Here is a 25,201-nt window from a genome sequence, read left to right on the forward strand (position 1 = left end):
CGGCCCACCTCTCATTGTTGCTACGGAAGATTTTGCAGCGCGTCTTCTACAGCGCGGGACGTTGCGACTTGTCCCACTCCTCGCCGTGGCCGTCCTCTGCGAATGGGTAATCACTCCAGCATGGATCAACCGAAATCGCCACCTGCAAAGGCCTGCAGACTTGCTAAACAGATGAATATCGTTGATGGCGAGAACGATTGATCAAAAACGCGAGGGCCCACGCTTCACCCTACAAATCTCAGGCACAAAAAAAAGCCACTCATCTGAGTGGCTTTTTTTTCTGAATCCTGGAGCGGGAAACGAGACTCGCATCCGGTTTCCGACCCATTGAAATCCAAGGGTTTCTTTTGTTGCTGAAGCAAGAAAAGACTCAGTTCCGGACTTGTTTTCGGGGTGCTACAAGAGCGAAAACAGCGGCAAATCCATGCAAGGTTTTTGGATGCTGCCCAAGCCAATAGGATGAACGATCATCAAGCTGGCATTGTAATTTCCATAGGATCAACGCGGCATGAACTCCCCGAATAGATGTCAGCCGATCAATCAACCTTGCACCACCTTTTCGAATCTGATGCGGAGATCCCATGTCCTTCGTTCCCGCCTTTACCGATTTTCTACTGACTCATCTGCAGCAGGAAGAACGCAAACGTATCCTCAACACTTGAGGGTTAGCCTAGGTCCGCCACCCATCCATCTATACGCGTAATCTGTAGTTAGCCGGTAAGACTCAAGGACAAAAGGGTCAGCAGAAGTGTAACCTCGGCTTCCTGAACTGTTATACAGCTTGAGCTTACCCCGATGCTCCAGAAACACCTCATCCGCCGGCTCGACCTCATCACCCTCCAGCTGTTCGTCAGCGTGCATCAGGAGGGTACGCTGACCCGAGCAGCGGAGTTGGAGATGATCGCGCTTTCGGCGGCGAGCAAGCGTATGAACGACATGGAACAGGCCCTTGGAATAGAGCTGTTCGAGCGCAACGCCAAGGGCATGGAGCTGACGGCCGCAGGCGAAACCCTGCTTTATTACGCCAAGCGGATTCTGACCGATGTCGAAAAGATCAGTATCGATGTTGGCGAGCACCTGCACGGGGTGCGTGGCTATGTCCGTATGCTCGCCAATATCTCCGCCATCATCGAGTTCTTGCCGGAGGACTTACAGGCATTCATTGCCGATCACGGGCAAGTGAAGATCAATCTGGAAGAGCGCCCCAGTGCCGGGGTGGTGAAGGGTATTCTGGATGGGGTGGCCGACATCGGGATCTGCTCTGCGGATACAGAAATCAAAGGGCTTCACGCGGTACCGTACCGCCAGGATGAGTTGGTCGTGGTCATGCGCCCGGAACACCGTCTGGCCGCAAGAGAACGGATCGCCTTCGCCGAGACGCTCGACTTCGATCACGTCGGCCTGCACGCCGACAGCTTCATCAATCTGCGCACCCACGCGGCCGCACGCAGTTGCGGAAAAGCGCTGCGGCTTCGCATCCATGTGCCGGGGTTCGACGCGGTGTGCCGGATGGTCCAGGCTGACCTGGGCATCGGAGTACTGCCGCGCAAGGCTTTCGAGCTTATTGGCCGGTCGTTGGGCTTGAAGGCGGCGGCACTGGAAGATGATTGGGCCATTCGCAGCATGCTGCTGGTGATCCGGAACGAGGACGCAATTTCGCCGGTTAGCAAGTTGTTGTACAGGCATCTTCAAGGGCTCTGAATCGCGGTCTTCGTATTTCGCGAAGACTCGTTCCAAATTTACGGTTGGTAGCGAGTGGTTGGCCTCTCTTAGGCTTGGATCAAATTCCAAGAACACGAGGCTACATCCCCATGACTGCCCTTAACGGCCTTCGCGTCATTGAAATCGGTACGTTAATCGCCGCTCCGTTTGCAGCACGCCTACTCGGTGAGTTTGGTGCGGAGGTGATCAAGATCGAGTCGATGGGTCATGGTGACCCCCTACGCAAGTGGCGAAAGATGCACGAAGGCACGTCGCTGTGGTGGTACTTGCAATCGCGAAACAAGAAGTCCCTTGCGCTCAATCTGAAAGCCCCTGAGGGCATCGACATCGTCAAGCAATTGGTCGAAAGCGCCGATGTGCTTATCGAAAACCTTCGCCCTGGGGCGCTGGAAAAGCTGGGATTGGGCTGGGATGTACTGCATGCACTGAACCCCAGGCTCACGCTGGTACGCATTTCCGGTTATGGCCAAACGGGCCCCTACCGCGACCGACCGGGCTTCGGTGCCATTGGCGAGGCGATGGGAGGTATTCGCTACACCACCGGTACGCCTGGCATCCCACCGGCGCGGGTCGGGGTGAGCCTCGGTGATTCGCTCGCTTCGTTGCATGCGGTGATCGGGGCGCTGATGTCGGTGCTTCGGGTCAAGACAGGCCAGGGTGACGGGCAGGTTGTGGACGTATCGCTGGTCGAAAGTGTGTTCAACGTCATGGAAAGCCTGGTACCGGAGTACGCCATGATGGGGCACGTTCGTGAGCGTACGGGCGGCTCCTTGCCGGGCATCGCACCCTCCAATACCTACCCAACAGCCGACAATGCCTACGTGGTGATCGCCGGCAACAGCGACCCGATCTTCAAGCGCTTGATGACGGCCATCGGTCGGGCTGACCTTGCCGCACGTGACGACCTGGCGCAGAACGACGGCCGCGCGCTTCAAAGTGAAATGCTCGATGCGGCGATCGCAGCTTGGACCACGAGCCACCCGATCGAGCACGTGTTGAGGGTTCTTGAACAGGCTGAAGTTCCTGCTGGCCGCATCTACTCGGTGGCGGACATCGTTGCCGATCCCCATTATCAAGCTCGCGACATGATTCTCGATGCAACCTTGCCCGACGGTGCCGAGGTGATGATGCCCGGCATTGTACCGAAGCTCTCACAAACCCCTGGTCAGGTGAACTGGCAAGGTCCTGCACTAGGACAGCACACCGAGGGCGTTCTCGGCGAGCTGGGTTTCAGCGATTCGCAGATCCAGCGCTTCAAGGCTGAAGGAGTCGTGCAGTGATCACTGACTATTCACAGCGTCTAGTCGTGCAGGAAGTGTCCCCTCGCGATGGCCTGCAGATCGAGCCGGTGTGGGTCGAGACGGTGGACAAGATTGCCTTGATTGACGCGTTGTCGCTGGCCGGCTTCTCGCGTATCGAAGCGGGTTCGTTCGTGTCGCCCAAGGCAATTCCCGCCCTGCGAGACGGCGAAGCGGTCTTTTCCGGCATCCAGCGGCAGCCGGGAGTCATCTATACCGCTCTGGTGCCGAATCTCAAGGGTGCCCAGCGGGCAATCCAGGCGGGGGCTGATGAGATCAACATGGTGATGTCCGCCAGTCAGACACATAACCGAGCGAACATGCGCATGAGCTGTGAGCAGTCGCTTGCCGCATTCGTCGACATTGTGCAATCGGCCCAAGAAACTTCCCTCCTGCTTAACGCGACCGTCGCCACCGCTTTTGGCTGCCCGTTCGAGGGGGTCATCGACGAAGACCGGGTCTTGGACATCGTCGAGACGTACATGGACCTTGGCGTTACCGGCATCACCCTCGCGGATACCACGGGCATGGCCAATCCTCGCCAGGTCCATCGGATTGTCCGGCGCGTGCTCACTCGGGTTGCTCCATCTGCGCTGACCCTGCACTTCCACAACACCCGCGGCCTGGGGCTTTGCAATGTCCTGGCGGCTTATGAGGCCGGTGCCCGCCGTTTCGATGCCTCGCTGAGTGGTCTGGGCGGCTGTCCCTTTGCCCCCGGAGCATCCGGCAACATTTGCACCGAAGACCTGGTGAACCTGTGTCATGAGATGGGTATCGAGACGGGCATCGATTTGCCCCTCCTGCTGGACCAGTCACGCAAGCTTCCCGCACTACTCGGGCATGAGTTGCCTGGCCAACTGGTCAAGGCCGGTCGCAATTGCGATCTCCATCCGACGCCTGCCGGATTGACCCTCTGAAGATTCGCCAGCGCAAGCGATGGACTTGCGCGAAGTTCCTGGTCGTTGTCCAGACTACAAAAACAATCGGGCTCCAAAACGGAAGCCTATCTGGAGATTGAAATGAGTGTATCCGCAACCTCTGCCGGCAGCCTCGGCGACGATGTCAATGCTGAAAAATCGGTCGTGCGCAAAGTCGCCTGGCGGATCATGCCCCTGATCATGATCTGCTACCTGTTCGCTTTTTTTGATCGTATCAACATCAGCTTCGCCAAGTTTCAACTGCAGGCCGACCTGTCCTTGAGCGACACGGCTTACGGTTTGGGCGCCGGGCTGTTTGTGGTGGGTTACGTGCTGTTCGAAGTGCCAAGCAACATGATGCTCTATAAGGTCGGTGCACGACGCTGGATCGCACGGATCATGATGTCCTGGGGCGTCGCCACTGCCTTGATGGTCTTCGTTACGTCCGAATGGCAGTTCTATGTCTTGCGATTCGTGATTGGCGCCATGGAAGCAGGATTCGCACCTGGCGTGCTTTACTACCTTACTCTGTGGTTCCCCCAGAGCTACCGTGGGCGCATCACCTCCACACTCTTCCTGGCCTCTGCCTTCGCGGGCCTGATCGGTGCTCCAGTGTCCGGTCTGGTGCTCGGACATATGGATGGTGTCCTCGCCTTACGTGGCTGGCATTGGCTGTTCCTGCTGGGAGGCGTTCCCTGTGTCCTATTGGGCTTGATCGTGCTGCGGACGCTCAAGGACCGTGTGCAGGATGCGGCGTGGCTGACGACTGAAGAAAAGGCGCTGCTGGCCCGGCATATTTCCAGCCACGAAGCCAACAAGCATGGCTCGCTGTTGGCGGCGATCAAGCTTCCCGGCTTCCTCATGCTCGGCATGATCTACTTTTTGATCCAGGTGGCTTCCTATGGACTGAACTTCTGGGCGCCTCAACTGATTCGCAGTGCCGGCACCCAAAGTCCTGTCATCATTGGTTTGTTGACCGCTGTGCCCTACATCTGCGGTGCGATCAGCATGGTGGTCATCGGTCGACTTTCTGATGCCAGTGGGGAGCGACGCAAGTTCGTGTGCGGCTTGGTCGTGCTGGGTGCGGTCGGCTTCTTCAGCGCCGGCATCTTCGCACAACACACGATCTTTTTGATCGGCGCCCTGGCGCTGCTGGGCGCAGGCATTATCGCTTCGATCCCGGCCTTTTGGGCGTTGCCGCCCAAATTGCTGGCGGGGGCCGGGGCCGGGGCCGCAGGTGGGATCGCCCTGATCAATACCATGGGTCAGTTCGGTGGCATTGTCAGCCCAGTCATGGTGGGTCACATCAAGGATTTAACCGGTAGCACCACCCCAGCACTCTATGTGATTGGCTGCACCAGTCTACTGGCAGCAGCCCTGCTGTATTGGGCTTTACCGGAACGCCTAAGAACCAAGGATCAAACTCGGCAGTGAAATACTGTTTGCCAGGGTCGCCCATGTTGTACGCGGCCCTGAAGTCGTGCCACCGTTTCTGCCAGAAAAGCTTGTGCCTTCTTACCGAGCTGCGTGGTCAAGCCAAAGTTCTGATTGCAGCTCGAACCATTCGCCCCCCCCTCCAGGACACCCTGGATTTGCAACTGCGACTGATCAAAAACGCTCAGAACGATGTTTCAGCACGTAAATTACAGGCAAAAAAAAGCCACTCATCTGAGTGGCTTTTTTTTGAATCCTGAAGCGGGAAACGAGACTCGCATCTGGCGTCCGACTTATTGAAATCTAAAGGGTTTCCTTTCTTGCCGGAGCAGAAAAAGACTCAATCTTGGACTTCTTCCCGAAGGGGTATCAAGGACCAAAAGAAGGGTGGCTTCGGGACGATGCGATTTGATTCATCCCATAGCCAGTTTCACGGCAGCAACCTCCCAACACCTGAGCACGTACTAGCGAAGTGAAAACTTTCCAGCACCTGCCAAAAGAGAGACGATTCGCACGTAGCGCAGTTGGACACCACTCCCCCTGCGGGGGCGTCTCCCCCTGTTAATCGCTGCTAGCTGTCGGATTGCGAGCCATGACAATCCACGCCGCGCCGTTGATTATCACCGAGCGCTCACCGGGGCAGTCCGCGAAGGCGGTACGAACCGCTGCCCAGGCGTGGGCCCGGATGTCGTCGGGCTGATCGGCGAGCACAAGCGATAGCGGGCCGCTCTCGAGTGCTATTTTTACCGCGTCGTCGATTGCCGCGTCCCGCGTCTCACCCTCGCCGAATGAAATGGAAGCATCGAAGGGCTCAATGGCGATATCGGTAAAGCCGGCCGCCGTTAGGATGCGCGTCACGCGTCCCCGGTCGCCGAACGAGAACGGGCCGGGCGCTTCGAGACCGGGCGGCGCGGGTAGCGGGACGATGTCCTTGATCGCGCCCATCGGCAGGCGCACCCAATCGTTCTCGCCCACACCGCGCCAGCAGACGAAAGCGACCCGCCCGCCCGGCCGGAGCGCGTGTCGCATATGGGTGAAGGCCCCTGTCGGATCGTCGAAGAACATGACTCCGAAGCGCGAGAACAAAAGGTCGAACGCGCCCTCGGGCAAAACGGCATTGCTAGCGTCGGCCACACGGAACAGAGCCGACGTATCCTGTGGCGCAAGCGCACGTGCACGGTCGATCAGCGGTTCGGAGATGTCCACGCCCAGAACATAGCCGCCCGCGCCTACGCGAGCGGCCAGAGCCAGGCTCGACGCGCCCGCACCGCAACCGACGTCCAAAACGCGTTCGCCCGTGGCGGGCGCGGCCGCTTCGATCGCAGCCTCGCCGAACACCGCCATCATGGCGTCGAGCCGAGCCTGGTTGGCGACCCAGGACTCCCCGCTTTGGCCATTCCAGTCGGCGACCTGATGGGCATTTTGCTCTGTCATGACATCTCCTCGTTTTGATTCGTTCTTAACTAGCAATCCTTTGAACGAGGCAAGGGAAAGCTGGGCCGATGCCAAGGCGCGCATCGTCTCGACCAAACCCACCTCTACAATAGCGGCGTCCAAACCAGAGGGCGCATCAATCTGAACCGGTCTAAGACGCCGCTCCACCAAGCGTAGGCGTCTCCTTGTTAATCCCTGTCAGCTTGCAGGACAGCGTGCCATGACGCCCCCAGGTCGACCGGTCCTTCATATCAAAGTCGCCATTTCCGGAGTCAGGCCGTGCAAAAGCCAGGGACGGCGACCTTCTGGAACAGGTGCGGACTGGCCACGACGGACGAAGGGTATGCTGAAAGTCTCGCGACGAATTCGGCCTGGGAAAAGCCGGCGCGAACCGCCTCGGTGGACTCCCACACCACATAATTCAGGTAAGTCGGGCTATCGCCGATCGCTCGATGCAGTTGCATGGAAATGAAGCCTGGTTGGTTCGTTATGATCTCGCCAGCCGCCTTGAAAGCATCCAGGAAGCCCGCTTCGTCAGCGAGATCGACCGTAAATAGGTTGATGAGCACGACAGGCCCGGCCGAGATACCGAGTTGGCGGTCAAACGGAAATTTCTCGTCTAGGGGTTTGAATGGTTTTGCTGCGGGCATGGTGGCGCTCCTGTCTATTGTGAAATTGAACCAGGGTGATCGATGCTGCCTGCTCTCAAACCAGCATCGACTGCTGGGCAAAGATACCCGCCATTGCACCTTGCCATGATGCCGTCGTGACTGAGGGCAGCCCGGGGGTGGCGAGGTCGCCGGCGGCATAGATGCCGGGCATGCTGGTTTCGCGGCGCTCGTCGACCTTGAGGACGATGCCGAGGGGCGTATCGACCGTGGCGAGTCCCAATGAGTCATGCAGGCTTGCGGACGGCTTGGTGGGCGGATGCGCGAACAGAATGTCGACTGCGACATCGGGGCCAGTATCGAGCTTGACGGTGGCGCTATGGTCCCCGTGACGGGCGATCCCGGTGATCCGACCATCAACGACAGGTATGTTGCGGTGGGCCAGATCGGCCCGGATATCGGGTGCAATGTCGTGACCATCGGCGAAGACCGTCAACCTGTCGGTCCAATGCTGAAACAGCTTGACCTGAATGTGCGACTGCGGGCGGAACCAGACGAGGCCCCAATGCTGGTCGGCGACTTCGAAGCCATCGCAATAGGGGCACGGGATGATGGATGTGCCCCAGCCTTCGGCAAAGCCCGGAACAGCAGGCATCTGGTCGGCGACGCCATAGCTCAGGATCAAGCGTCGTGCGCCAAGGCTTTCGCCATCGCCAGTGAGGACGGAGAAATTGTCGAGGGTACCGGAGATGCTGTCGGCGCGGGCATTGACCAGCTTGATCGCGGGATAACGCGCCAGTTGCTGCCGCGCCTCGGCCAGGATGTCCGATGGAGGCTTGTGATCGTGGCCAAGCACGCCATGCGAGCGGCCGGCGAAGCGATTGCGTGGCAGGCCGGTATCGAGAACGGTGACCTTGCGGCGGGCACGGCCGAGCTGAAGGGCGGCGGCGAGGCCGGCAAAGCTGCCGCCGATGATGATGACGTCATTCATGGTGAAAGGCTCCGTGTTGTGGATGGAGGGCGTGCGGACTCGTCTAGCGATGGGCTTGCCGTATAAGATACTTTGAAGTACTGTAATCCAAGATTTAGGATACTGTAAAGTACTGGAATTTTTTATGACCGAAAACAGCCAAGGCCGACGCGGCCGGCCCGCCAACGAGGCGCTTGGCCAAACGATAGTCAACGCCGCGGGCGAACTTTTTGTGGAATTGGGTTTTCAAGCGACGACAATGGACAAGGTCGCCCAGCGGGCGAAGATATCCAAGCTAAGCATCTATAGGCACTTCGAGAACAAGGAGGCGCTATTCAGTGCGGCCATTGCGGCCCACTGCCATCAATTTGCACCGCAGGCCCTTATTGAGGGAGTCGGCGGTTCGGCGGCAGATCAGCTCATGGCAGTGGGAACCTCCCTGCTTCGCACGCTGTTAAGCCCGGACGTGCGCAGTGTCGAAGCCATGATCATGGCCGACAAAACCAATCAAAAGTCGTTAAGCAAGCGCCAATATGAAGCTGGCCCCGCTTATGTCATCGCTCAGATCGAGGCCCTGTTGCGCCAGTTGCATGCGAAGGCGGTTCTGAACGTGCCCGATCCTCTGGGGTCCGCCCGCTTGTTCGCCGCGCTTTTCAAAGGATCCGATCTATTGACGATCGCCCGCTTCGATGAGGCGAGAGCAACGGATGACAATGAAGTCGAATCCTATTGCCGGTCGGCCGTTGCCATGTTCATCGCCGCGCACGGCGGCAACGCTCATGGGGGTGGATAAGCATTTGATTTCTACGTGCAGCTTGGCCCGGGCCGTCGTCCAGGCGCTTCGTCATATTGGAAAGACGGACGCGGCCGAGCTTGCACAGATCGCCGCAGCGCTGCCTTTCAAGGGATGGCCACAGTGCGAAAACCAATGTGATTCGTGCCCATAGTGCGATCCTGAGCATGCCGCGCACTGGGCCGATAGCGCTTGCAATAAGCAGGTGAGCACAGGAACGAGCCGCCCTTGATTGTGCCCAACATGGTCGTGCGAGCCTGGGTAGCGAGCGCGTCTTCCAGATCGACATCGGGATGCGGCTGCTCCTCAAGCGAGTGGTAAGGCGTCCAGTCGTCGGACACCCACTCCCAGACATTCCCCACCATGTCATAAAGGTGAAAAGCGTTCTCGGCGAAACAACCCACCGGCGCCGTTGCCACGAAACCGTCACCTGCGGTGTTTTGAAACGGAAATACCCCAGTCCAGGTGTTAGCCATATCTCTGCCGTTCAGGTGTAACGTCTTGCCCCAGGGGTAGGTCGTGCTGCTGCCGCCTTTGGCCGCATATTCGAACTGCGCCTCGCCGGGTAAGCTCCTGTGCGCCCAGCGAGCGTAGGCCAGTGCATCCTCGTAGGCGATCTGCACCACCGGATGGTTGTCCATGTTGACGATGGAGCTACCCGGACCTGTGGGGTGTTGCCAATCAGCCCCTTCCACGTAACGCCACCATTGCATATTCGCGATATCGAGCTGCCGGGGCATCTCGAACACCGTGGACCCAGGGCGATACATCGCGGGCGGCAGGCCGGGATAGGCCGCCGGATCGAGCCCTCGCTCGGCGAGTGTCTTGTATCCGGTGGCAGTGGTGAAGGCGCGAAATTGGGCATTGGTCACTTCATGCCGATCGATCCAAAAGCCATCGACTGTCGCTTCCCGGGCCTTGCCCTCTTCGGGATAGTGCGTATTGGAGCCCATGACGAAACTGCCGCCGGGAACCCAGACCTGCTCTGTCGCGCCCCCATTGGGTGGGAGGCCGGAGTACTGCTTGCAGGCCGATACGTCGCCCAGAGGGGGGGATGCAGGCTCAGCGTGTACGGCAGTGCATGCCAGCAGTGCGCTGATCAGTGCCCATGGCGCAAAAACATTCATTGTGATTACTCATCGAGGCAGCCTCCCGGGTCAGCGGGAGGCCTGTGGCTCAATAGTCGCGGCGCGGGTACGTGGTGTCCCGACCAGTGCTGATGACGTTGTTCTGCTGGACGTACTGGGCCCACTCCGCCAGTAACTCGTTCAACTTGCCGGGGTTCTTGCCAGACAAGTCGTGCAGTTCGCCGCGGTCGGTCTTCAGGTCATACAGCGCCCAGGCCCCTTTGCCATCGGTATAGCTGTAGACAATTTTCCAGTCGCCCTTGCGAATGGCGCTGCGCCCCATCAGCTCGATACCCAGCGTGTAATCCTTATTGTGCACGGTACTCGCCTTGCCCTTGAGCATGGGCAACAGGCTCATGCCTTTCATGGGCTCAATGGTCTTGCCATGGTATTCGACGCCGGGATGCTTGACGCCAGCGGCGTCGAGAATGGTCGGCATAATGTCCATGGCAGTCACGACGGCATCACTGCGTTGCAAATCGACATGTGAAGGGAAGCGAATAAAGGACGCCGAGCGCACGCCGCCTTCATTGGTATAGGCCTTGAACATCCTGAACGGCTGGGCGCTAACCTGCCCCCAAGCGGGGCCTTGATAGGCAAAGGAGTTGGGCCGACCGATGTTGTCCAGAGAAACATCGAAGTGCTGTGGAATCCACTTGTCATTCTCGACATCCTGGCTCCAGTCATTGCCTTCCGGGCCGTTATCTGACAGAAAAATGATCAGTGTTTGGTCGTACACTCCCTTGTCCTTGAGATGCGTGATGAGCCTGCCCACTTCATGGTCGAAAGCGTCGACCATAGCCGCATAGGCTTCCATGGTACGCGCGGAATACGCTTTCTCGTCGCCACTCAGGCTGGTCCAGGGCTTGACGCCCTTGGGCATGGGCACCGGCGTCGCCTCAGCGTCTACAAGGCCTAGCACTTTCATTTTTTCGATGCGTTTCGCAGCCGTTAGGTCATAGCCTTGATCGTAGCGTCCGCGATACTTCTTGAGATAGTCGTCCGGAGCCTGCAGTGGGAGATGCGCCGCAGTGTAGGCCGCGTACGCGAAGAACGGTTTGGCGTCGCTCAGGTTGGAATCGACGTACTCCATAAGCTTGTCGGTGTAGGCGCTCGAGGAATAGAAATCCGTCGCCAACTCGACCTTGGCATCGTTCTCACGGTACACAGGCTCAGGCGCATCGGAAGCAACCTGCATGGGTGAAGCCTGCTTGAAATTCGCCGCGCCGCCGCCCATCAGGGCATAAGATTTTTCAAAACCGCGCTGTTGCGGCCGTCGGCCATCGGCGCCGCCCAGGTGCCACTTGCCAACCATATAGGTATGGTAACCGGCGTCTTTCAATAGCTCGGGCAAGGCTGCGACCCGATCGTTCAAGTACCCTTCGTATCCTGGCTTGTCGATCTGTTCCGGAGTCAGGTGCGGGGTGATCATCTCCGCCATGTTACCGATACCGGCCAAGTGATTGTCGGTGCCTGACATCAACATCGAGCGGGTAGGTGAACAGGTTGGCGCCACATATAGAGACTCGAGTTGAGTGCTGTGCTTGATCAGCTCATCGAGATTGGGTGTGTCGATTTCCCCTCCAAACGCACCCAGATCAGAATAGCCCAGGTCGTCGGCAACGATCAGCAATACATTGGGCTTTTGCGTGGCCGCATACGCAGGCGTGATCAGGCACGCCGCCGCGGCGAGGGAACCACAGGCCAGCCAGGTTAAGTTACGTTTCATGATGCGCCTCCCGTTCTCGAGCAATCTTAGAAGTGAAAAGCCACGACCAGTTGGCTGTACAGATTCACGTTGTCATTACCTAGCTGTGAGCCTCCTTGCTCGGCGCTCTTTTTCGGCTTGTACAGACCTACCAGCGGACTGATGACCCAATGCTCGTCCACCTCCCAATCGAGGTAGGCGTCGACCTCTTCGGCATCCAGATCGCCCTGGCGTTTATCGAGTGTTCGAAAAGAATATGCCACCGCACCGACGGTCAAGCGATCAGACGGGTGCAGATCCAGGCGGGCCATATGGATGCCAGCATTGCGCTGAAAAGGTCCGGAATAGTTGGCGGCAACTTCGCCTTGGAACCAGGTTCCGTATCCCCGACTGTAACCGCTGAAGAGGGGGTCATAGTCTTCCGAATAGCGGGTATAGCGGTATCCCACTCGAGGGGACCACGGCACATCGGAAAAGGTCCAGCCTGCTTCGGCATACCACGCGTGCTCTTGCCCTTGAGCCTTGTCTTCATGGGCGTACTCGAACGATAAAAACAAGTCCTTCACCCCCAGGTCGCCCTGCCCCCGCACACTCGTGACTTCCAGACCATCGCGTTGGCGACTGAAGGCATTGGCCAGGCGCTCATCGACGCCCAGTCCCTTGATGTAGGTCAAGCCAAGAGTTGCGTGCTCGTCGCCGTGCTCGAGCACGGCGATCCCCAGTTCGGGCTTGGCCTTGATTTCGTTGTCGGATTTAAGCCAGATCAGATCCCCGCGCCATTCGCCCTGGGCTCCCAAATGCAGTTTGGCGGTCTGGTGAAAGGCGTTACGAGGGGTCAAATAGTAAGCACCGCCCCGGTCGAATTTCCCGTTGGCCACGTTGTTGCCCACACTCAAACCGTCGCCATTAATGATAAAACCATCGCCGACCTGAATTTTCTGGCTGCCAGCGGAAATGTCGACGAAGTCCTTGCCCAACCCCTCAAGCCAATCCCCCGAGCGCCAGCCCAGGTAAGCATGGTCGAAAGAGACTCGTCGCTCGGAACCATCCGTATATCCGGCGGCATCACCGCCGTCCCAGGTACCGCTGCCCACCAGCGTGGTTCCCCCATACAGGGAGCTGTTCAAAAACGCAGGAAAACGCGTCGTGCCTTTCAGGCCTGCGCGTATAAAGCCCTCTTGCCAGCCCGCAGCGCCGGAGGCGATAGGCCCACCCTGGTTATAGGACTCACTGCTGTGAAAAGCGCCATACATGGCTTGAACCGTAAAATCGAGCTTCGATTCATCGTCCGTATAAAGCGTGGTGGCCCATGCACCGTGATCGAACGCGACCAGCACCAGTCCCAAGGATGCCTTGGCCCAGGCTGGGCTACGTAAAACGATACGGTCGAAAGGACGACCCGGCTTTTTGTCGCTAAGAGCAACGCCATCTGCAAGAGACATTCTTTTCACCTGGATTAGAATTATTTTGGCAGGGAACAAGGTGGACAATCTTGAAATTGACTTCTTATTGGGTGTCGCGAACAAGCCAGGCAAGCATAGGGACGGGGGGAAACCGACGTCTTGTTCCACCGTGCCACGGGATTGACTGTCACTGACGAGCCCCTTACCGAATAGGGGGGCGATGCCTACAAAAACAACAAAAGGTGCTTCTTCGCACGACACTGACTGGTCAACTACCAGGAAGTCGAAGGTCTGATCCTGAGTCTGGGTCGCCTGGAAAAACAGAACCTGCGCGATTGCCTCAGCAACGAAGAGATAAGTTACGCCGGCGCGCAAAGTAGCCATCTGGCTCTGCCCGATGGCACCTACGACAACCCGCAGACTGGATGCTGGGCTCGCGAGACGTAGTGCCTAACGGATCCGCGACGGCTAAAGCCCTGGATTACAGCTTTGAACACTGGGTAGCGCTGACGGGGCGGTGCCCATTGACAATCCGGTCGAAAATCAAATCCCACCATAGGCACTTGGGGCGCTAGAACGGGTTGTTTGCCGGGTCGCTACGCTGTGGAAAAAGAGCGGCACCAATCATGAGCTTGATCCAGTCGGCGTGCATGAATGGACTTGATCCATATGCATATTTGAAAGACGTTCCTACACGCCTGCCTACGCATTGAATAAGCGAGATCGATCAGTTTCTGCCGCTAAGTGGCAATCTGTTTGATCAAGCAGTCTCGGTTGGCTTCACTGATGGTTGTCAAACCTTGAAGTCGCGTTAAAAGCCTCGCCGGTGATTGCCTGACGTATTTCGCGTGCATCGCGGGCAGGAAAGGCGCCGAATTGCCTTACCTACTCGCGGCTGAATTGAGACGCGCTTTCATAGCCGGCTGCAAACGCCACGTCAGACGCCATTTCACTCTGCTGGGGATATCGCCGGCACCCCAAATCCAAATCTCAGGCAAAAAAAAAGCCACTCATCTGAGTGGCTTTTTTTTGAATCTTGGAGCGGGAAACGAGACTCGTATCTGGTGTCCGACCCATTGAAATCTAAGGGGTTTCTTTTCTTGCCAGAGCAGGAAAAGACTTGATTCTGGACTTGTTTTTGCGGTGTATCAAGGCCAAGAAGTGACTTCCCCCTGGGCCTTGATGAGAATCCGTCACGCGATCTGCAGTCCTGTAAGCGATTTTATGGCGACGTCACGGTGATCAGGTAGTCCCCCGCGAGCACAGGCTTACCGGCACCGTCCACCAATTCATAGCGCTGGTTGTAATAACGCCCGCCGTACCCACTGTCGGCAACCAGTCTGGCAGAGACGCCGGCCCGATCTGTCGTGACGGTATTCTTCGTGGCGAGGGGGGTTACGTTGAGCGTCGCGCCTCGAACGGCACTTGGACACTCATTGAACTCAATGGCCGAACTGGAAGCAACGCGGGACTGACACCCCGGTTCGACAATGTTTCCCGTGAAGTGGATAACCCCGCGGCTCACCGCAGGCGCCGCCTGGCAGACACTGCCCAGGGTCATGAACAACGAAACGCCAATCACCCAACACCGACTTTTCATACTGAATACTCCTCAGGTCGTTAAACCCTATGTCGTCAGTCATGAAGCGTTCTTTAACGGTCAGGTGAGGATAGCTTCCCGTGGAAGCGGCGACGGAACGAAACGGACTAGGGGGCGCGCCTGTCGTTATAACCCCCCTCTTCCATTCAGATTGAAGCTGGCGCCTTCGGGCGACCGGGCATCAGCAGGACGATAACGCCCATGACGGCAGACAGGATGGAGCCCAGGAGCACGCCGATCTTGACCTCGTCGATCAGCTCCAGCGCACCCGGAAACGCCAGCGCACCGATAAACAGGCTCATGGTGAAACCGATGCCGCACAAAAGCGCCACGCCATAGAGCTGCAACCAGCCGCAGCCTTCGGGAAGTTTCGCCAGGCCCCCGCGTATCGCCAGGGCCGCCAGGCCGAATACGCCGATTTGCTTGCCCAGTAGCAGCCCGAGGGTTACGCCCAGCGGCACCGGATTGGCCAGGTCACTGGGCGAAATCCCGGCAAGGGACACGCCGGCATTGGCGAAGCCGAAGATGGGTACCACCGCGAATGCGACCCACGGGTGCATTTTTTCTTCGAGATGCAGCAGTGGCGACTGTTGTTCGTTTTCCGGGTCGCCGAGCGGGATGCAAAGAGCCAGGATCACGCCGGCCAGGGTCGCGTGAACGCCGGATTGCAGCATGAAGAACCACAGCAGCGCCCCCGCGATCAGATAGGGAAGCAGCGCCTTCACGCCACAACGGTTCAAGACCATCAGGAAAACGACCACCGCCAGCGAAGCCAATAGCATGCCGATGGACAGGCCCGTGGTGTAGATCAAAGCGATGATCAGCACCGCGCCCAAATCATCGAGAATCGCCAGGGCCGACAAAAAAATTTTCAAGGAAACAGGAACCCGTTTGCCGAGCAACGACAGGATGCCCAAGGCGAACGCAATGTCGGTCGCCGCGGGGATGGCCCACCCGCTCAAGGTCTGCGGGTTGCCCCAATTGACCGCGACATAGATCAGCGCCGGCACCAGCATGCCGCCCAACGCGGCGAAACCCGGGAGCGCGCGCTGGCTCCAGGTCGACAATTGGCCCGCGAGCATTTCTCGCTTGATCTCCAGGCCGACCAACATGAAGAAGATCGCCATCAGGCCGTCATTGACCCAATGCTCGACCGACAGGCCAATGACTTTGACCTGCAACACCGAGAAATAAAGGGCGGACCAAGGGGAATTCGCCACGACGAGGGCCAGGAATGCCGCAGCCATCAGGATCAGGCCTCCGGCTGATTCGGCGGCGAAAAAGCGCGAGAGAAACGCCAGGGCAGAAGCTGACTGGCGCGAGTCCTGCGCATTGGGTCGGCTCGAGGGGTCAACATTCATAGGTAAGACAACTCCACTCCATGGCCCGACCTGCGCCGAATTCGACTTGCCCTGCCGCCATTTGCGGAGGCTTGTGAGCGCGATTCTACAGAGATGGGTTATGGGCAGATAGACCATCCCACGCGTTGGGCGAGCATCGATTTTTTCGTTCAGAAAGTCGCTCAGAAAACGAACAGCGGCGCTGCTCCGATTGTTTGGGCAGACGCTGGATTGAAACGCGAGTCCGGCGCTCGCAGACTCTCTTGCTTCAGCACTTGAATTCCGTTCTGCGCTTCATCCAGCGCCTTTTGCATTTTTAGCGTCAGGGCCTTGTGTTCGGCCAGGCTGGCGTCGGCCTCGATCTGCTCGGCCAACGCTTTGGCTTGCACGTAGTCTTTTTGCTCAAGGGTGCGCTCCATTTGGAAGACCTTGTCCAGGGCATTTCTCATTTCCAGCGGTGCAAATTGACTGGCACCGGCGGCGACAGCCCGATTGAAGGCATCGTTGGCCAGGGTTATCTGCTTGCTGGGGAATGGTGCGTTGTCGCAACCGTCCAGCAAGAGGACCAAGGCCAACAACGCCCCTGCCAAGCCGGCACAGCCATAGAAGTATTGAGCTTTCATGTAGGACACTTCGAGTATGACCGTCGCGAGCGCGAGGACAGAGCGCTTCCCTGCTGCCCTGCCCTCGGGTCTTGATCAACCGCGACTTTGAACGGCTGACGAGCCATTGGAAATGATCACCTCGACGCGACGGTTAAGCTGACGCGAGCGAGCCGTGGCGTTGTCGGCCACCGGGTACTCCCTGCCATAACCTGCGGTGGTGATACGGCTTGGGTCCACGCCCAGGCGCGTCAGTGCAAAGGCAACGCTGTCGGCGCGACGTTCGGAGAGACGCTGGTTGAAGGTGTCGTTGCCGACGCTGTCGGTGAAACCTTCGACGCGCAGCTTGCGCTCAGGGTTGGCCTTGAGGAAATCAGCGAGCTGACGCAGATTGCTGTCGCTGTTGTATTTGAGCTCGGCCTTGCCGGTGTCGAACAGCACATCACCGAACGTCACCACTTGCCCGCGATCGGTGCTCTTGGCATTGATGGCCTGGAGCGCCTTGAGCTGTTGGGTGCGCACATCCAGCTGAACCTGGGTCCGCTCCACGGCGATATTACTCAGGCCTGCTTCGGCTTGACGACCTTGGATAGTCTGCTCGGCCAGCGCGATTTTCTGCTGGGCGATGTAGGCCAGTTGATCGACGCCCGGCGCCTTGCGGTCCTGGTTCGACAACATGTCGGCCTTGCTCAGCGCCGTGAACGCGTCCTTGGTTTCAATGGCCGCCAGGGTGCTGGCCGCTGGATTGCTCTGCAGAGCCGAGAACTGCGAGCGGGCCGCGAGCAGATTGGCGTTCTCCGGGGTCGCGGCGCAGCCCACCAGGGTCAGGCCAAACAGGGAAACCATGGGTACCAGCAAAGAAATTCGCATGGGTGCGTCCTCAGTGAGTTTGAGCGGAAGTTGGATTGATGCCGGAGTTCGGTGCATTGAGCATTTCGTTCTTCAGCACTTGAATGCCCTGCTTCGCGGCTTCCAGATCCTTTTGGGTTTTCACTGTCCGGGCCTTGCGCTCAGCCAAGCTGGCATCGGCTTCGATCTGCTCGGCCAGGGCCTTGGCTTCTACATATTTTTTTTCGCCAATGGCGCGCTGCATTTCGAACACTTTGTCCTGGGCAGTTTTCATTTCCAGCGGCGCGTATTGAGTGGCACCGGCCGCCACGGCCCGATTGACAGCATCGGTGGACAAGGCGATTTGCTCATTGGGCATCGGCGCGCTGGAGCAGCCACCCAGCACGGTGGCCATGACGATGATCAGGCCCGCGAAGCCGGCCCGGCTGTAAAAGTGTTGATTTTTCATAAGGACTCTCCAAGTTTTTCAGGTCAACTGTTTTCCGAACACTTCATGTGTGCACTTGAACGGCACATAGCGTTTCACCTACCAACACGGTTTATTGAATGATTGTCACCTCGCGCATTAAAGACACTTGCAGTAAAGGGAAATTGGCAAGTGCAGTCCCACGAAACTACTGGCACCTCGAACTGGAGTTGACGTAAGTGCATGGGGCTTATTCTGTCGGATGCCTCAAGGGAACAACCGTGGTAACGGCCTTAATCCTTGTAGGAAATTTCCCAAGGGATGAGGCAAGCAAAAGTACTGGATAAAAAAGAACCAGCAGATGCTGGTTCAAGGGAGGGAACTGGGGTCGCGGGGTAGTCAGCAGAACCAGACCAAGAAAAACAGGACTGGCGCTTGCAATGCTTAGTTGTAGGTCATGGTAAACGTTGCAGTACTATTGGCTTGCCCAGCGGTGACCTTCGCGCCCGTCTGGTAATAACGGGCGGTCAAATCAATATTGTAAGCACCGCTACTGGTAGTCGTTCCCACGGCGATAGGCGTGCCCAAAGCGACCGCGGTGTTTTTGTAAAGCAGTTGCAATCCCAGGCCGGTAGCCACGGTAGTAGAGGCCGAATTCAACGCCAGTACACCGGTAACACCGGAACTGTGGCGAGTGCCGTCCAGGGTCACATTGACTTTAGTACCTGCGTTGCAATTAAGCGGAATGGTGACCGCTTTCGTGGAGGCTGTAGTGCCTACACCGGTGAAGTCTTTTGTCGACACCTTGTCCATAGCGACAGGGATAGTTGTGTTGGATACGCTACAGGCAACGGTGGATATCGAAGACGAGACAAAACCAATAGTGTATACGTAAACTTGATTTGCAACAGAAGCTCGAATAGATCCAGGCACAATATACGACCCACTACCGGTTACATTAGCGACCTTAACCAATTGAAGGGTAGTCGCCCCAAAACTGCCACCGCAAAAATATGAATATGTGCCACTCCAAGTGCAACCCAAATTATTGGAAGCCTCTCGTGGAAACACCCCAGTATATCGGCCTGTTGTACTTCCCGCGCCCGGCGTGATGACCCTCATCGCGACTCCGGCGATACCTGTACTGATAAGTTGCTCCCCGTTAAATGTTATGGTGGTAACGCCCTCTGCACTCCAGCGGGTCGTATAATTGGCTTGATTGCACTGAAGAAAATTATTCCTTCCGGAGACCCCTGGGAGAGTAGCAGTTGATAATATTGCGCCAACTGCGGTATCCCATTGTACTACGAGGTTACCCCAATTTATGGCCCCTCCATCCGTCGCTGCCCCAGACATAAACGTACAGGCCGCCTGCGAAACAGCCGAATAACTCCCAGCCAGAAACAACGCCGCAGCCAAATATAATTTCTTCATATCAATGCCACTCTTTAACCCTTTCATGGATTGCCCTCATCTGCACGCGGCGTCGAATGTCCGCACCGTCGAAATCGCGTCCTTGGAAACTTTCGGCAATGTGAAGTCCACCTTGCATTGCTGGTCGGCACGATCACCCCACTTCACCTGCAGTTGCCCTGCATCCGGTACACCACCGAGAAAGACCTCGCCATCCATCCCTACGATGGCGCTGTTCGGCGTCGCCGTCGTGTCTTCCACCACGGAGGCCGTGGCTCCGAACGGCACCGGTTTACCCAGGTGCTTGAGGGTCATCATCGCCCGGCTGCCGGTACGGGTTTGGAAATCGGCCAATACCACCGCGCCCTTGGTCGGGATAACTGTCTTGGTGGTGTTTTCGATGTCGACGTCATCGGCCAGGGTTTCGCTGTCCAGCGTGACGCGGTTCTGACGGTAAGTACTCACGTACGGCACCACCGCGTAACCGCGCCAGTCGGTTTTGACTCCGGTATTGTTCTGCACCTTCACACCCGAAGCGCCCGGTGCCCGCACCAGTGCCAGGGTTTCACCCTGCTCCTGGGAGAACGTCACGCCATAAGGGTGAGCGACGATGCCGCCCTGCAGCCCGTAGTTCACCTGCTGGGCATTACGGTCGTAGTTGTAGCCTGCCGTCGCTTCGCCGTAGGTGCCCTTGTAGTTGGCGCTGGCACCGCCACTGCCACCGACACCCTGGTTGGCATAACTTTGCTGTACGTTATAGTTGAGGTTGTTATCCGCCAGCGCGGTGCCGCTCAGGCCCACGTCCTGGGTGGTATTACCCCGCTTGCTGGTACTGAGGTTGTAGCGCGCCCAGCTGTTGGGCAGTACTTTCTCCAAAGGTACCTGCACGCTCACGGACAGCTGTTGATCCTTGCTGTTGCGGCCTTCGTAGGTCGGAGCCTGGGTGTAGGTGTAATCCACACCATAGGTCACACCCTTATAACCGGCGGTATAACCGGCGCTCACACTGCGCTCGTAACCCTTCTGGCGCCAGAAGTCCTGCTGATAGCCGTTGACGTAGAAGTTGCCGTACCCGCCCAGGGACTGGCTGACGTTGATTTGCGCCTTGCTGCGCTTGTTGTACAGCCCGCGCCAGTTGTTAAAGTTGCCTGGATCAATTTCATTGGCTTCCTGGAAATCGTAGTAACCGCTGGTGGAATAGCGATAGCCCGCCAGGGTGAACGCGGTGCCGGTAGCGGCGATGTCCTTGGCGTACTGGAAGCGATAGGACTGGCCGCTATGCTTGGAACCGTCTCGCAGTTCGGTCTTGGCCTGGGTCACGTCGGTAGAAATCGAACCCCAGTCGCCAAAACCATGGCCGACGCCAAGGCTACTTGCCGCGTATTTATCGGAGCCTAACAGGCCGCCATACAACGTGGTGTCGTGAGGCATGCCGTAGATCAGCGTGCCCTGGGCAAAGGTAGGATTGCTGCTTTCAGTGGCATTTGAGCGGTACTCACCGGCAGTCGCCGAGTACTTCAGCCGCCCTTCACGCAACATCACCGGCACTGCGGAGAACGGTTGCAGGGAACGACGCTCGGTGCCGTCGGCCTCCTTGATGATGACTTCCATATCCCCGCTCGAGGAAGTGGGGTATAGGTCGGTAATGGCAAACGCACCCGGCGCGACATAGGTCTGATAGATGATGTAGCCGTTCTGCCGCACGGTGACCTGGGCATTGCTCTGGGCAATACCGCGCACCACTGGCGCAAAGCCTTTCAGGCTGTCGGGGAACATGTTGTCGTCCGACGCCAGTTGCGCACCACGGTATTGCACGCTGTTGAACACATCGCTTGGGGTCGAACTGTCACCCAGGGTCAACTGGCCCTTCAGCGACTGGAGGTCCCGTTGCGCGTAGGTGTTGACGTTGTCCCAGTTGCTTTTCCCATTGCTCTGGTTGAAAGCGGAATAGTTGCGCAAGCGCCACTCGCCCACGTTCACGCCGCTGCGCAGGTTCAGGTAATAGTTGTCGTCGGTACCCGAGCGGCCATCCCGAGAAGTGTTGGCGCCGCTGAAGTTGTAGTTCAACAGCCCGGCGGTGATCCCCTGGTCCCAGGTGGCAGGGTCAACGTAGCCACGGGCCTCACTGGTGAGCGCCGCTTGCGGAATGTTGATGTCCAGCCGTTGCCGGCTGAAGTCGAAACGGCTGCTGGCGTCAGGGATATAGTCCTGCAGGCGGGTAATCACCTCGGTGGCCGGCAGTTTCTGCAGGTTCGGCAATGCTTCCAGATTGACGCCCATGTCTTTTAATTGCTGCGGGGTTACTTCGGGTTGCAACTTGCCCTCGACGTCGACAAAAGTCACGTCACGTTGGGTGACCCGGTTGTCGTTCACGTAGATATCCACCCGATACGTACCAGGAAGCTGCCCGCCCTGGCTGGAGAAATGCTGAAGGTCGATGGAGCCTTGGCCGGTGGTGTCGATTTCCAGCGCATGGGGATTGAAATAATCCTCGGCCACTACCACGGCCGGTTGCAAACTGAACCCCACCATACAATGGGCCGTAATCAACATTGCCAGACGGGAGGGAGTAAAAATAGAAGAGCGCGTATTGTATTCACACTGTCGCGCCTGGCCCTGACATTCCGCTCTCATATAAAACTCTCCACCCAACTAACGTATAAATGCAAGCCACCCCCACACCCGGCAGGCAGTCGATCCGGCAATTGAAACTTGAACTAGATAGATACTTGATGCATTGCAGCTATATCATCAGAGCGGTGCATCAGCCGCTGGGGAAATGCCACCATAATCATTGATCGCCGTCCAACTGACAGCACCGCCCGCACCGGCAGGCAAGGTCCAGGTCAATGTACTTTTTGGCGCAACCATTCCGGCATCGTTGATTTCCTTATCACCCACACTCACGCTATAAAAAGAAACGTAGTAAGGCGTAGGATTGTTCACCACCAACTGATTCCCGCTGCGGGTGAACTTTAATGACTTGTAAGCTTCAGCAGCGTCGCCAGGCAAACCGGCCGGACGATAGAACAGCTTGATCCGGGTCTTTACGGAAATCTGCAGTTGATTGGTATCGGTCTTTTCCGAAGCAGGAATAGACTTGACGTTGACCCAGAACACCGACTCCTGGTTATCCGGAAACTGGCCGCCGGTACGGATGATGCGTAGCACGTTTTCCTGCCCGGCATCAAGACGGAACAACGGGGGTGTCATGATAAACGGCGCCTTTTGGGTGCCGTCCTCGACCCAAGATTGAATCAAATAAGGGGTTTTCTTTTCCTGATTGCTCACGGAAATCGACGCTTCTTTTTTCGAACCGTCATACACAACGCGTGTTCCACCGACCACCACGCCGGCCCAAGAGGTATTAACGACCCCTACAAGACAAGTGACGATACAAACGGATTTTAGCCAATGCATTGATAACTCTCCTTGAATAGCGTTGCAGTCATTCACAGGGATACAACTTTGAATAGCCAGAGCAGGCCGGGCATTAACTTATTAATGCCCGGCCCTTTTGCTTAGTTGTAGCTGACGGTGAAGTCACTTACAGCGTTCGCGGTACCGGCGGCCACGGTGCCGGTAGCCATGTACTTGGCGACGAATTCGAAGGTGGTGTCGGCGGTGGTCGAAAGGGTTTTGCTTGCCGAGGCGCTGCCCACCGGAATCTGAGTGGTTGCATCGCTTTCATACAGGCCGACACCCACACCGGTAGCCACACCGGTACCGGTTGTCAGTGCCAACAGATTTTTGTTAGTTGCATCGGTCGGCCCATCGAACTTCACGGTGGCACTGGTAACTGCGGCCGGGCAAGAACTCAATACGATGCTGAACTTGGTCGGAGAAGCAACACTACCTACAGTTGCCAGAGCTGATGTCTTGACGGTACCCAAGGCGACCGACTGGGTGGCGGTGGCTGGAGTAATGGTACAAGCCGCAGAAGTTACAGTACCGGTAAAGTTGATTTTACCGTCGGCGGCGTTAGCCAGGCCTGCAACAGCCGTACCGGCCAGCAGAGTTACAGCGATCAAAGTCTTTTTCATAGCAGTCTTCCTTTCAGGTTGAGAAAATCTTTCGTTTATCAAGTTGCGTAATGCATCAGCGAAACTACAAACCCATTCAACAGCTACACGTTAATAAGGGCTTGAACTCTCTTTGTTCTGTAGGAGAGCTGTAGGAATCTTCGCAGGTACCTACTCCGCAACACAGATACGGTTTCCGTAGAGCTTGTAGGAAATTTCCCAAGCATCAGCTTCAAACAGTGCGAGTAATGACCAGGAACTAAGCCGCGTGGGTTCAGGCGTCGATCAGCCGTGAGCTTCCGGTCAACAACCATTGCAACAGGTCATCACCACTCATGGCTTTCGCACACCAGTAGCCCTGGCCATACAGCCCGCCCAGGCCGAGCAACAGTTGCTGTTGTTCCTGGGTCTCGATGCCTTCAATGACCACCGTCATGCCCAGCGTTTCCCCCAAGGCCAGGGTGCTGCTGATCACCGCTCGACAGCGCGGGTCATACAAGGCGGTGCGAATGAATTCGGCGTCCAGCTTGATTTCGCTGAACGGCAACTGGCACAAGCGATGGAGGGAAGAAAACCCGGCGCCGAAGTCATCAATGGACAAGCCGCAGCCCATCATGCGCAAACGAAACAGGCATTCCAGGTTGGCTTCGGATAACTGCAACAGTCCGCTTTCCGTCAGCTCGAACGTCAAGCTGCCGCCCCGCGCGTCGTGCTCGTCAAGCAGGGCCTGGATCCGTGGCGCCAGCGCGGTGTTAAGCAGTTGCTCGGCCTGCAAGTTGAAGGCGAAATTGAGGTCGTAACCGAAGACGCGTAACCGTTGCTGCAGTTCGAGGCTCTGGCGTATCTGCCTGAAAAGCAGTTCGTCCATCAAACCGCAGCGCTCCAGGACCGGCATGAAGTGCGAGGGTGGCGAGATTTTCCCGTCAGGCTGTTGCCAGCGCGCCAGCACTTCCACGCCGCGTATTTCACCGGTATCCAATTGGAACTTGGGCTGGAAATGGGCCTGGAATTCACCGGCGGCAAGTGCTTGGCGAACCTTGGCTTCAGTTGGGAGTCGGATCGGTTCGCGAGGGGCCTTGCGGGTTCGCGGCGTGCTCAGGTATTTGCCCACTAGCAATTCCAGCGCTTCATAGCGCAGCGGTTTGCCGATATCACCGAGAAACTCAAGCCCCAGGAACGGAATGATCTGCCGCACCGTGCGACGTAAATCGCTGGACAGCGAACTGCACAGGATCACCGACGCGACAAGCCCTGCCGGGCCTGCCGCTTGAAGGAAGCCCAGGCCATCCATGCCCTCCATGCGCAAATCGCACAGCACGATGTCCACTGGACCGACCTTCTCCAGGACACCCAGCGCCTTGGCACCGTCCGCCGCCTGGAATATTTCGCCGCACCCCAGCTCCCGCAATACGCTGACAGCCACTGACCGCTGGAATGAATGATCTTCAAGAACCATGACACGCAACGCAGACATTGACATCAGGACGCTCGCTTTGGATTGAGGTGTTGAGCCGACGGAGGAACACCGCGAAAAAAAACCCAACTTTCGTTGGGC

Annotated in this window: 21 protein-coding genes and 1 pseudogene; 6 read left to right on the forward strand and 16 right to left on the reverse strand. The window is 57.6% G+C overall.

From position 1 onward, the window contains the following. The first annotated feature begins 795 nt into the window (after positions 1 to 795). The 4 genes from CGA22_RS00645 (at position 796) to CGA22_RS00660 (ending at position 5,371) form a co-directional block, all read left to right on the forward strand. Positions 796 to 1,701 carry a LysR family transcriptional regulator gene (locus tag CGA22_RS00645; RefSeq protein WP_041021005.1) on the forward strand — a complete coding sequence of 302 codons (906 nt, stop codon included), beginning with the start codon at positions 796 to 798 and terminating at the stop codon, positions 1,699 to 1,701. 110 nt (positions 1,702 to 1,811) lie between these two features. Then, a complete protein-coding gene (locus CGA22_RS00650) occupies positions 1,812 to 3,002 on the forward strand; it encodes a CaiB/BaiF CoA transferase family protein (protein ID WP_041021004.1) in 1,191 nt (396 codons plus the stop codon). Further along, the gene (locus CGA22_RS00655) at positions 2,999 to 3,937 is read left to right on the forward strand and encodes a hydroxymethylglutaryl-CoA lyase (protein ID WP_041021003.1); all 939 of its coding nucleotides are present in this window, start codon (positions 2,999 to 3,001) and stop codon (positions 3,935 to 3,937) included. The genes CGA22_RS00650 and CGA22_RS00655 overlap by 4 nt, the downstream gene beginning before the upstream one ends. 102 nt (positions 3,938 to 4,039) lie before the next feature. Further along, the gene (locus CGA22_RS00660) at positions 4,040 to 5,371 is read left to right on the forward strand and encodes an MFS transporter (RefSeq protein ID WP_041021002.1); all 1,332 of its coding nucleotides are present in this window, start codon (positions 4,040 to 4,042) and stop codon (positions 5,369 to 5,371) included. 561 nt (positions 5,372 to 5,932) lie between these two features. On the opposite strand, the gene CGA22_RS00665 is transcribed toward CGA22_RS00660, so the two are convergent. From CGA22_RS00665 to CGA22_RS00675, 3 genes are all read right to left on the reverse strand, one after another. Then, positions 5,933 to 6,928 carry a class I SAM-dependent methyltransferase gene (locus CGA22_RS00665; RefSeq protein WP_223194621.1) on the reverse strand — a complete coding sequence of 332 codons (996 nt, stop codon included), beginning with the start codon at positions 6,926 to 6,928 and terminating at the stop codon, positions 5,933 to 5,935. Between the two features lie 149 nt (positions 6,929 to 7,077). Beyond that, entirely contained in the window at positions 7,078 to 7,455 is a 378-nt protein-coding gene (locus CGA22_RS00670) for an antibiotic biosynthesis monooxygenase family protein (RefSeq protein ID WP_041020424.1), read from the reverse strand. A gap of 55 nt (positions 7,456 to 7,510) precedes the next feature. Continuing rightward, a complete protein-coding gene (locus CGA22_RS00675) occupies positions 7,511 to 8,404 on the reverse strand; it encodes an NAD(P)/FAD-dependent oxidoreductase (protein ID WP_041020423.1) in 894 nt (297 codons plus the stop codon). Between the two features lie 124 nt (positions 8,405 to 8,528). On the opposite strand from CGA22_RS00675, the gene CGA22_RS00680 reads away from it, so the two are divergent. Then, complete coding sequence (locus tag CGA22_RS00680) at positions 8,529 to 9,176, forward strand: TetR/AcrR family transcriptional regulator (protein ID WP_041020422.1); 648 nt, start codon at positions 8,529 to 8,531, stop codon at positions 9,174 to 9,176. Between the two features lie 107 nt (positions 9,177 to 9,283). Here the strand turns inward: CGA22_RS00680 and CGA22_RS00685 are convergent, their stop codons facing one another. The 3 genes from CGA22_RS00685 to CGA22_RS00695 are packed head-to-tail and all read right to left on the reverse strand — an operon-like array spanning position 9,284 to position 13,798. Further along, positions 9,284 to 10,303, reverse strand: a complete 1,020-nt coding sequence (locus CGA22_RS00685) for a formylglycine-generating enzyme family protein (RefSeq protein ID WP_084213693.1) — start codon at positions 10,301 to 10,303, stop codon at positions 9,284 to 9,286. Between the two features lie 49 nt (positions 10,304 to 10,352). Then, positions 10,353 to 12,032: an arylsulfatase gene (locus tag CGA22_RS00690; RefSeq protein ID WP_052435075.1), complete on the reverse strand. Its 1,680-nt coding sequence runs from the start codon at positions 12,030 to 12,032 to the stop codon at positions 10,353 to 10,355. 26 nt (positions 12,033 to 12,058) lie between these two features. Then, on the reverse strand, positions 12,059 to 13,798 hold the full coding sequence (locus CGA22_RS00695) for a hypothetical protein (RefSeq protein WP_317451649.1): 1,740 nt from the start codon (positions 13,796 to 13,798) through the stop codon (positions 12,059 to 12,061). Here CGA22_RS00695 and CGA22_RS00700 point away from each other — a divergent pair. Next, positions 13,798 to 14,127: pseudogene (locus CGA22_RS00700) on the forward strand (transposase domain-containing protein); the annotation flags it as partial. The gene CGA22_RS00695 and the pseudogene CGA22_RS00700 overlap by 1 nt on opposite strands. 509 nt (positions 14,128 to 14,636) lie before the next feature. Here the strand turns inward: CGA22_RS00700 and CGA22_RS00705 are convergent. The 10 genes from CGA22_RS00705 to CGA22_RS00750 all read right to left on the reverse strand — a co-directional run bounded on the left by CGA22_RS00705 (position 14,637) and on the right by CGA22_RS00750 (position 25,126). Further along, positions 14,637 to 15,014, reverse strand: a complete 378-nt coding sequence (locus CGA22_RS00705; protein WP_041020421.1) for a hypothetical protein — start codon at positions 15,012 to 15,014, stop codon at positions 14,637 to 14,639. Between the two features lie 146 nt (positions 15,015 to 15,160). Next, a complete protein-coding gene (nhaA, locus tag CGA22_RS00710) occupies positions 15,161 to 16,375 on the reverse strand; it encodes a Na+/H+ antiporter NhaA (RefSeq protein ID WP_041020420.1) in 1,215 nt (404 codons plus the stop codon). 161 nt (positions 16,376 to 16,536) lie between these two features. Continuing rightward, positions 16,537 to 16,977: a DUF4398 domain-containing protein gene (locus CGA22_RS00715; protein WP_041020419.1), complete on the reverse strand. Its 441-nt coding sequence runs from the start codon at positions 16,975 to 16,977 to the stop codon at positions 16,537 to 16,539. Positions 16,978 to 17,052: 75 nt separating this feature from the next. Continuing rightward, positions 17,053 to 17,826, reverse strand: coding sequence for an OmpA family protein (locus CGA22_RS00720; RefSeq protein WP_041020418.1), 774 nt, complete (start codon positions 17,824 to 17,826; stop codon positions 17,053 to 17,055). Between the two features lie 10 nt (positions 17,827 to 17,836). Continuing rightward, a complete protein-coding gene (locus CGA22_RS00725) occupies positions 17,837 to 18,253 on the reverse strand; it encodes a DUF4398 domain-containing protein (RefSeq protein ID WP_052435074.1) in 417 nt (138 codons plus the stop codon). 402 nt (positions 18,254 to 18,655) lie between these two features. Beyond that, a complete protein-coding gene (locus CGA22_RS00730) occupies positions 18,656 to 19,672 on the reverse strand; it encodes a fimbrial protein (RefSeq protein WP_084213692.1) in 1,017 nt (338 codons plus the stop codon). A 9-nt stretch (positions 19,673 to 19,681) separates the two neighbouring features. After that, a complete protein-coding gene (locus tag CGA22_RS00735) occupies positions 19,682 to 22,156 on the reverse strand; it encodes a fimbria/pilus outer membrane usher protein (RefSeq protein WP_041020417.1) in 2,475 nt (824 codons plus the stop codon). 219 nt (positions 22,157 to 22,375) lie between these two features. Beyond that, complete coding sequence (locus CGA22_RS00740; RefSeq protein WP_041020416.1) at positions 22,376 to 23,044, reverse strand: molecular chaperone; 669 nt, start codon at positions 23,042 to 23,044, stop codon at positions 22,376 to 22,378. Between the two features lie 101 nt (positions 23,045 to 23,145). Beyond that, entirely contained in the window at positions 23,146 to 23,667 is a 522-nt protein-coding gene (locus CGA22_RS00745; RefSeq protein ID WP_041020415.1) for a fimbrial protein, read from the reverse strand. 253 nt (positions 23,668 to 23,920) lie between these two features. Further along, positions 23,921 to 25,126: an EAL domain-containing protein gene (locus tag CGA22_RS00750; RefSeq protein WP_041020414.1), complete on the reverse strand. Its 1,206-nt coding sequence runs from the start codon at positions 25,124 to 25,126 to the stop codon at positions 23,921 to 23,923. Positions 25,127 to 25,201 lie beyond the last annotated feature (75 nt).

It is taken from the genome of Pseudomonas sp. PSB18 (assembly GCF_014596565.1).
Classification (GTDB): Bacteria; Pseudomonadota; Gammaproteobacteria; order Pseudomonadales; family Pseudomonadaceae; genus Aquipseudomonas.

Coding starts and splice junctions, on each gene's coding strand:
- CGA22_RS00645 (WP_041021005.1), top strand. CDS start 796: ATGCTCCAGAAACACCTCATCCGCCGGCTCGACCTCATCACCCTCCAG.
- CGA22_RS00650 (WP_041021004.1), top strand. CDS start 1,812: ATGACTGCCCTTAACGGCCTTCGCGTCATTGAAATCGGTACGTTAATC.
- CGA22_RS00660 (WP_041021002.1), top strand. CDS start 4,040: ATGAGTGTATCCGCAACCTCTGCCGGCAGCCTCGGCGACGATGTCAAT.
- CGA22_RS00670 (WP_041020424.1), bottom strand. CDS start 7,455: ATGCCCGCAGCAAAACCATTCAAACCCCTAGACGAGAAATTTCCGTTT.
- CGA22_RS00675 (WP_041020423.1), bottom strand. CDS start 8,404: ATGAATGACGTCATCATCATCGGCGGCAGCTTTGCCGGCCTCGCCGCC.
- CGA22_RS00680 (WP_041020422.1), top strand. CDS start 8,529: ATGACCGAAAACAGCCAAGGCCGACGCGGCCGGCCCGCCAACGAGGCG.
- CGA22_RS00685 (WP_084213693.1), bottom strand. CDS start 10,303: ATGAATGTTTTTGCGCCATGGGCACTGATCAGCGCACTGCTGGCATGC.
- CGA22_RS00690 (WP_052435075.1), bottom strand. CDS start 12,032: ATGAAACGTAACTTAACCTGGCTGGCCTGTGGTTCCCTCGCCGCGGCG.
- CGA22_RS00695 (WP_317451649.1), bottom strand. CDS start 13,798: ATGGCTACTTTGCGCGCCGGCGTAACTTATCTCTTCGTTGCTGAGGCA.
- CGA22_RS00705 (WP_041020421.1), bottom strand. CDS start 15,014: ATGAAAAGTCGGTGTTGGGTGATTGGCGTTTCGTTGTTCATGACCCTG.
- nhaA (WP_041020420.1), bottom strand. CDS start 16,375: ATGAATGTTGACCCCTCGAGCCGACCCAATGCGCAGGACTCGCGCCAG.
- CGA22_RS00715 (WP_041020419.1), bottom strand. CDS start 16,977: ATGAAAGCTCAATACTTCTATGGCTGTGCCGGCTTGGCAGGGGCGTTG.
- CGA22_RS00720 (WP_041020418.1), bottom strand. CDS start 17,826: ATGCGAATTTCTTTGCTGGTACCCATGGTTTCCCTGTTTGGCCTGACC.
- CGA22_RS00725 (WP_052435074.1), bottom strand. CDS start 18,253: ATGAAAAATCAACACTTTTACAGCCGGGCCGGCTTCGCGGGCCTGATC.
- CGA22_RS00730 (WP_084213692.1), bottom strand. CDS start 19,672: ATGAAAGGGTTAAAGAGTGGCATTGATATGAAGAAATTATATTTGGCT.
- CGA22_RS00735 (WP_041020417.1), bottom strand. CDS start 22,156: ATGGTGGGGTTCAGTTTGCAACCGGCCGTGGTAGTGGCCGAGGATTAT.
- CGA22_RS00740 (WP_041020416.1), bottom strand. CDS start 23,044: ATGCATTGGCTAAAATCCGTTTGTATCGTCACTTGTCTTGTAGGGGTC.
- CGA22_RS00745 (WP_041020415.1), bottom strand. CDS start 23,667: ATGAAAAAGACTTTGATCGCTGTAACTCTGCTGGCCGGTACGGCTGTT.
- CGA22_RS00750 (WP_041020414.1), bottom strand. CDS start 25,126: ATGTCAATGTCTGCGTTGCGTGTCATGGTTCTTGAAGATCATTCATTC.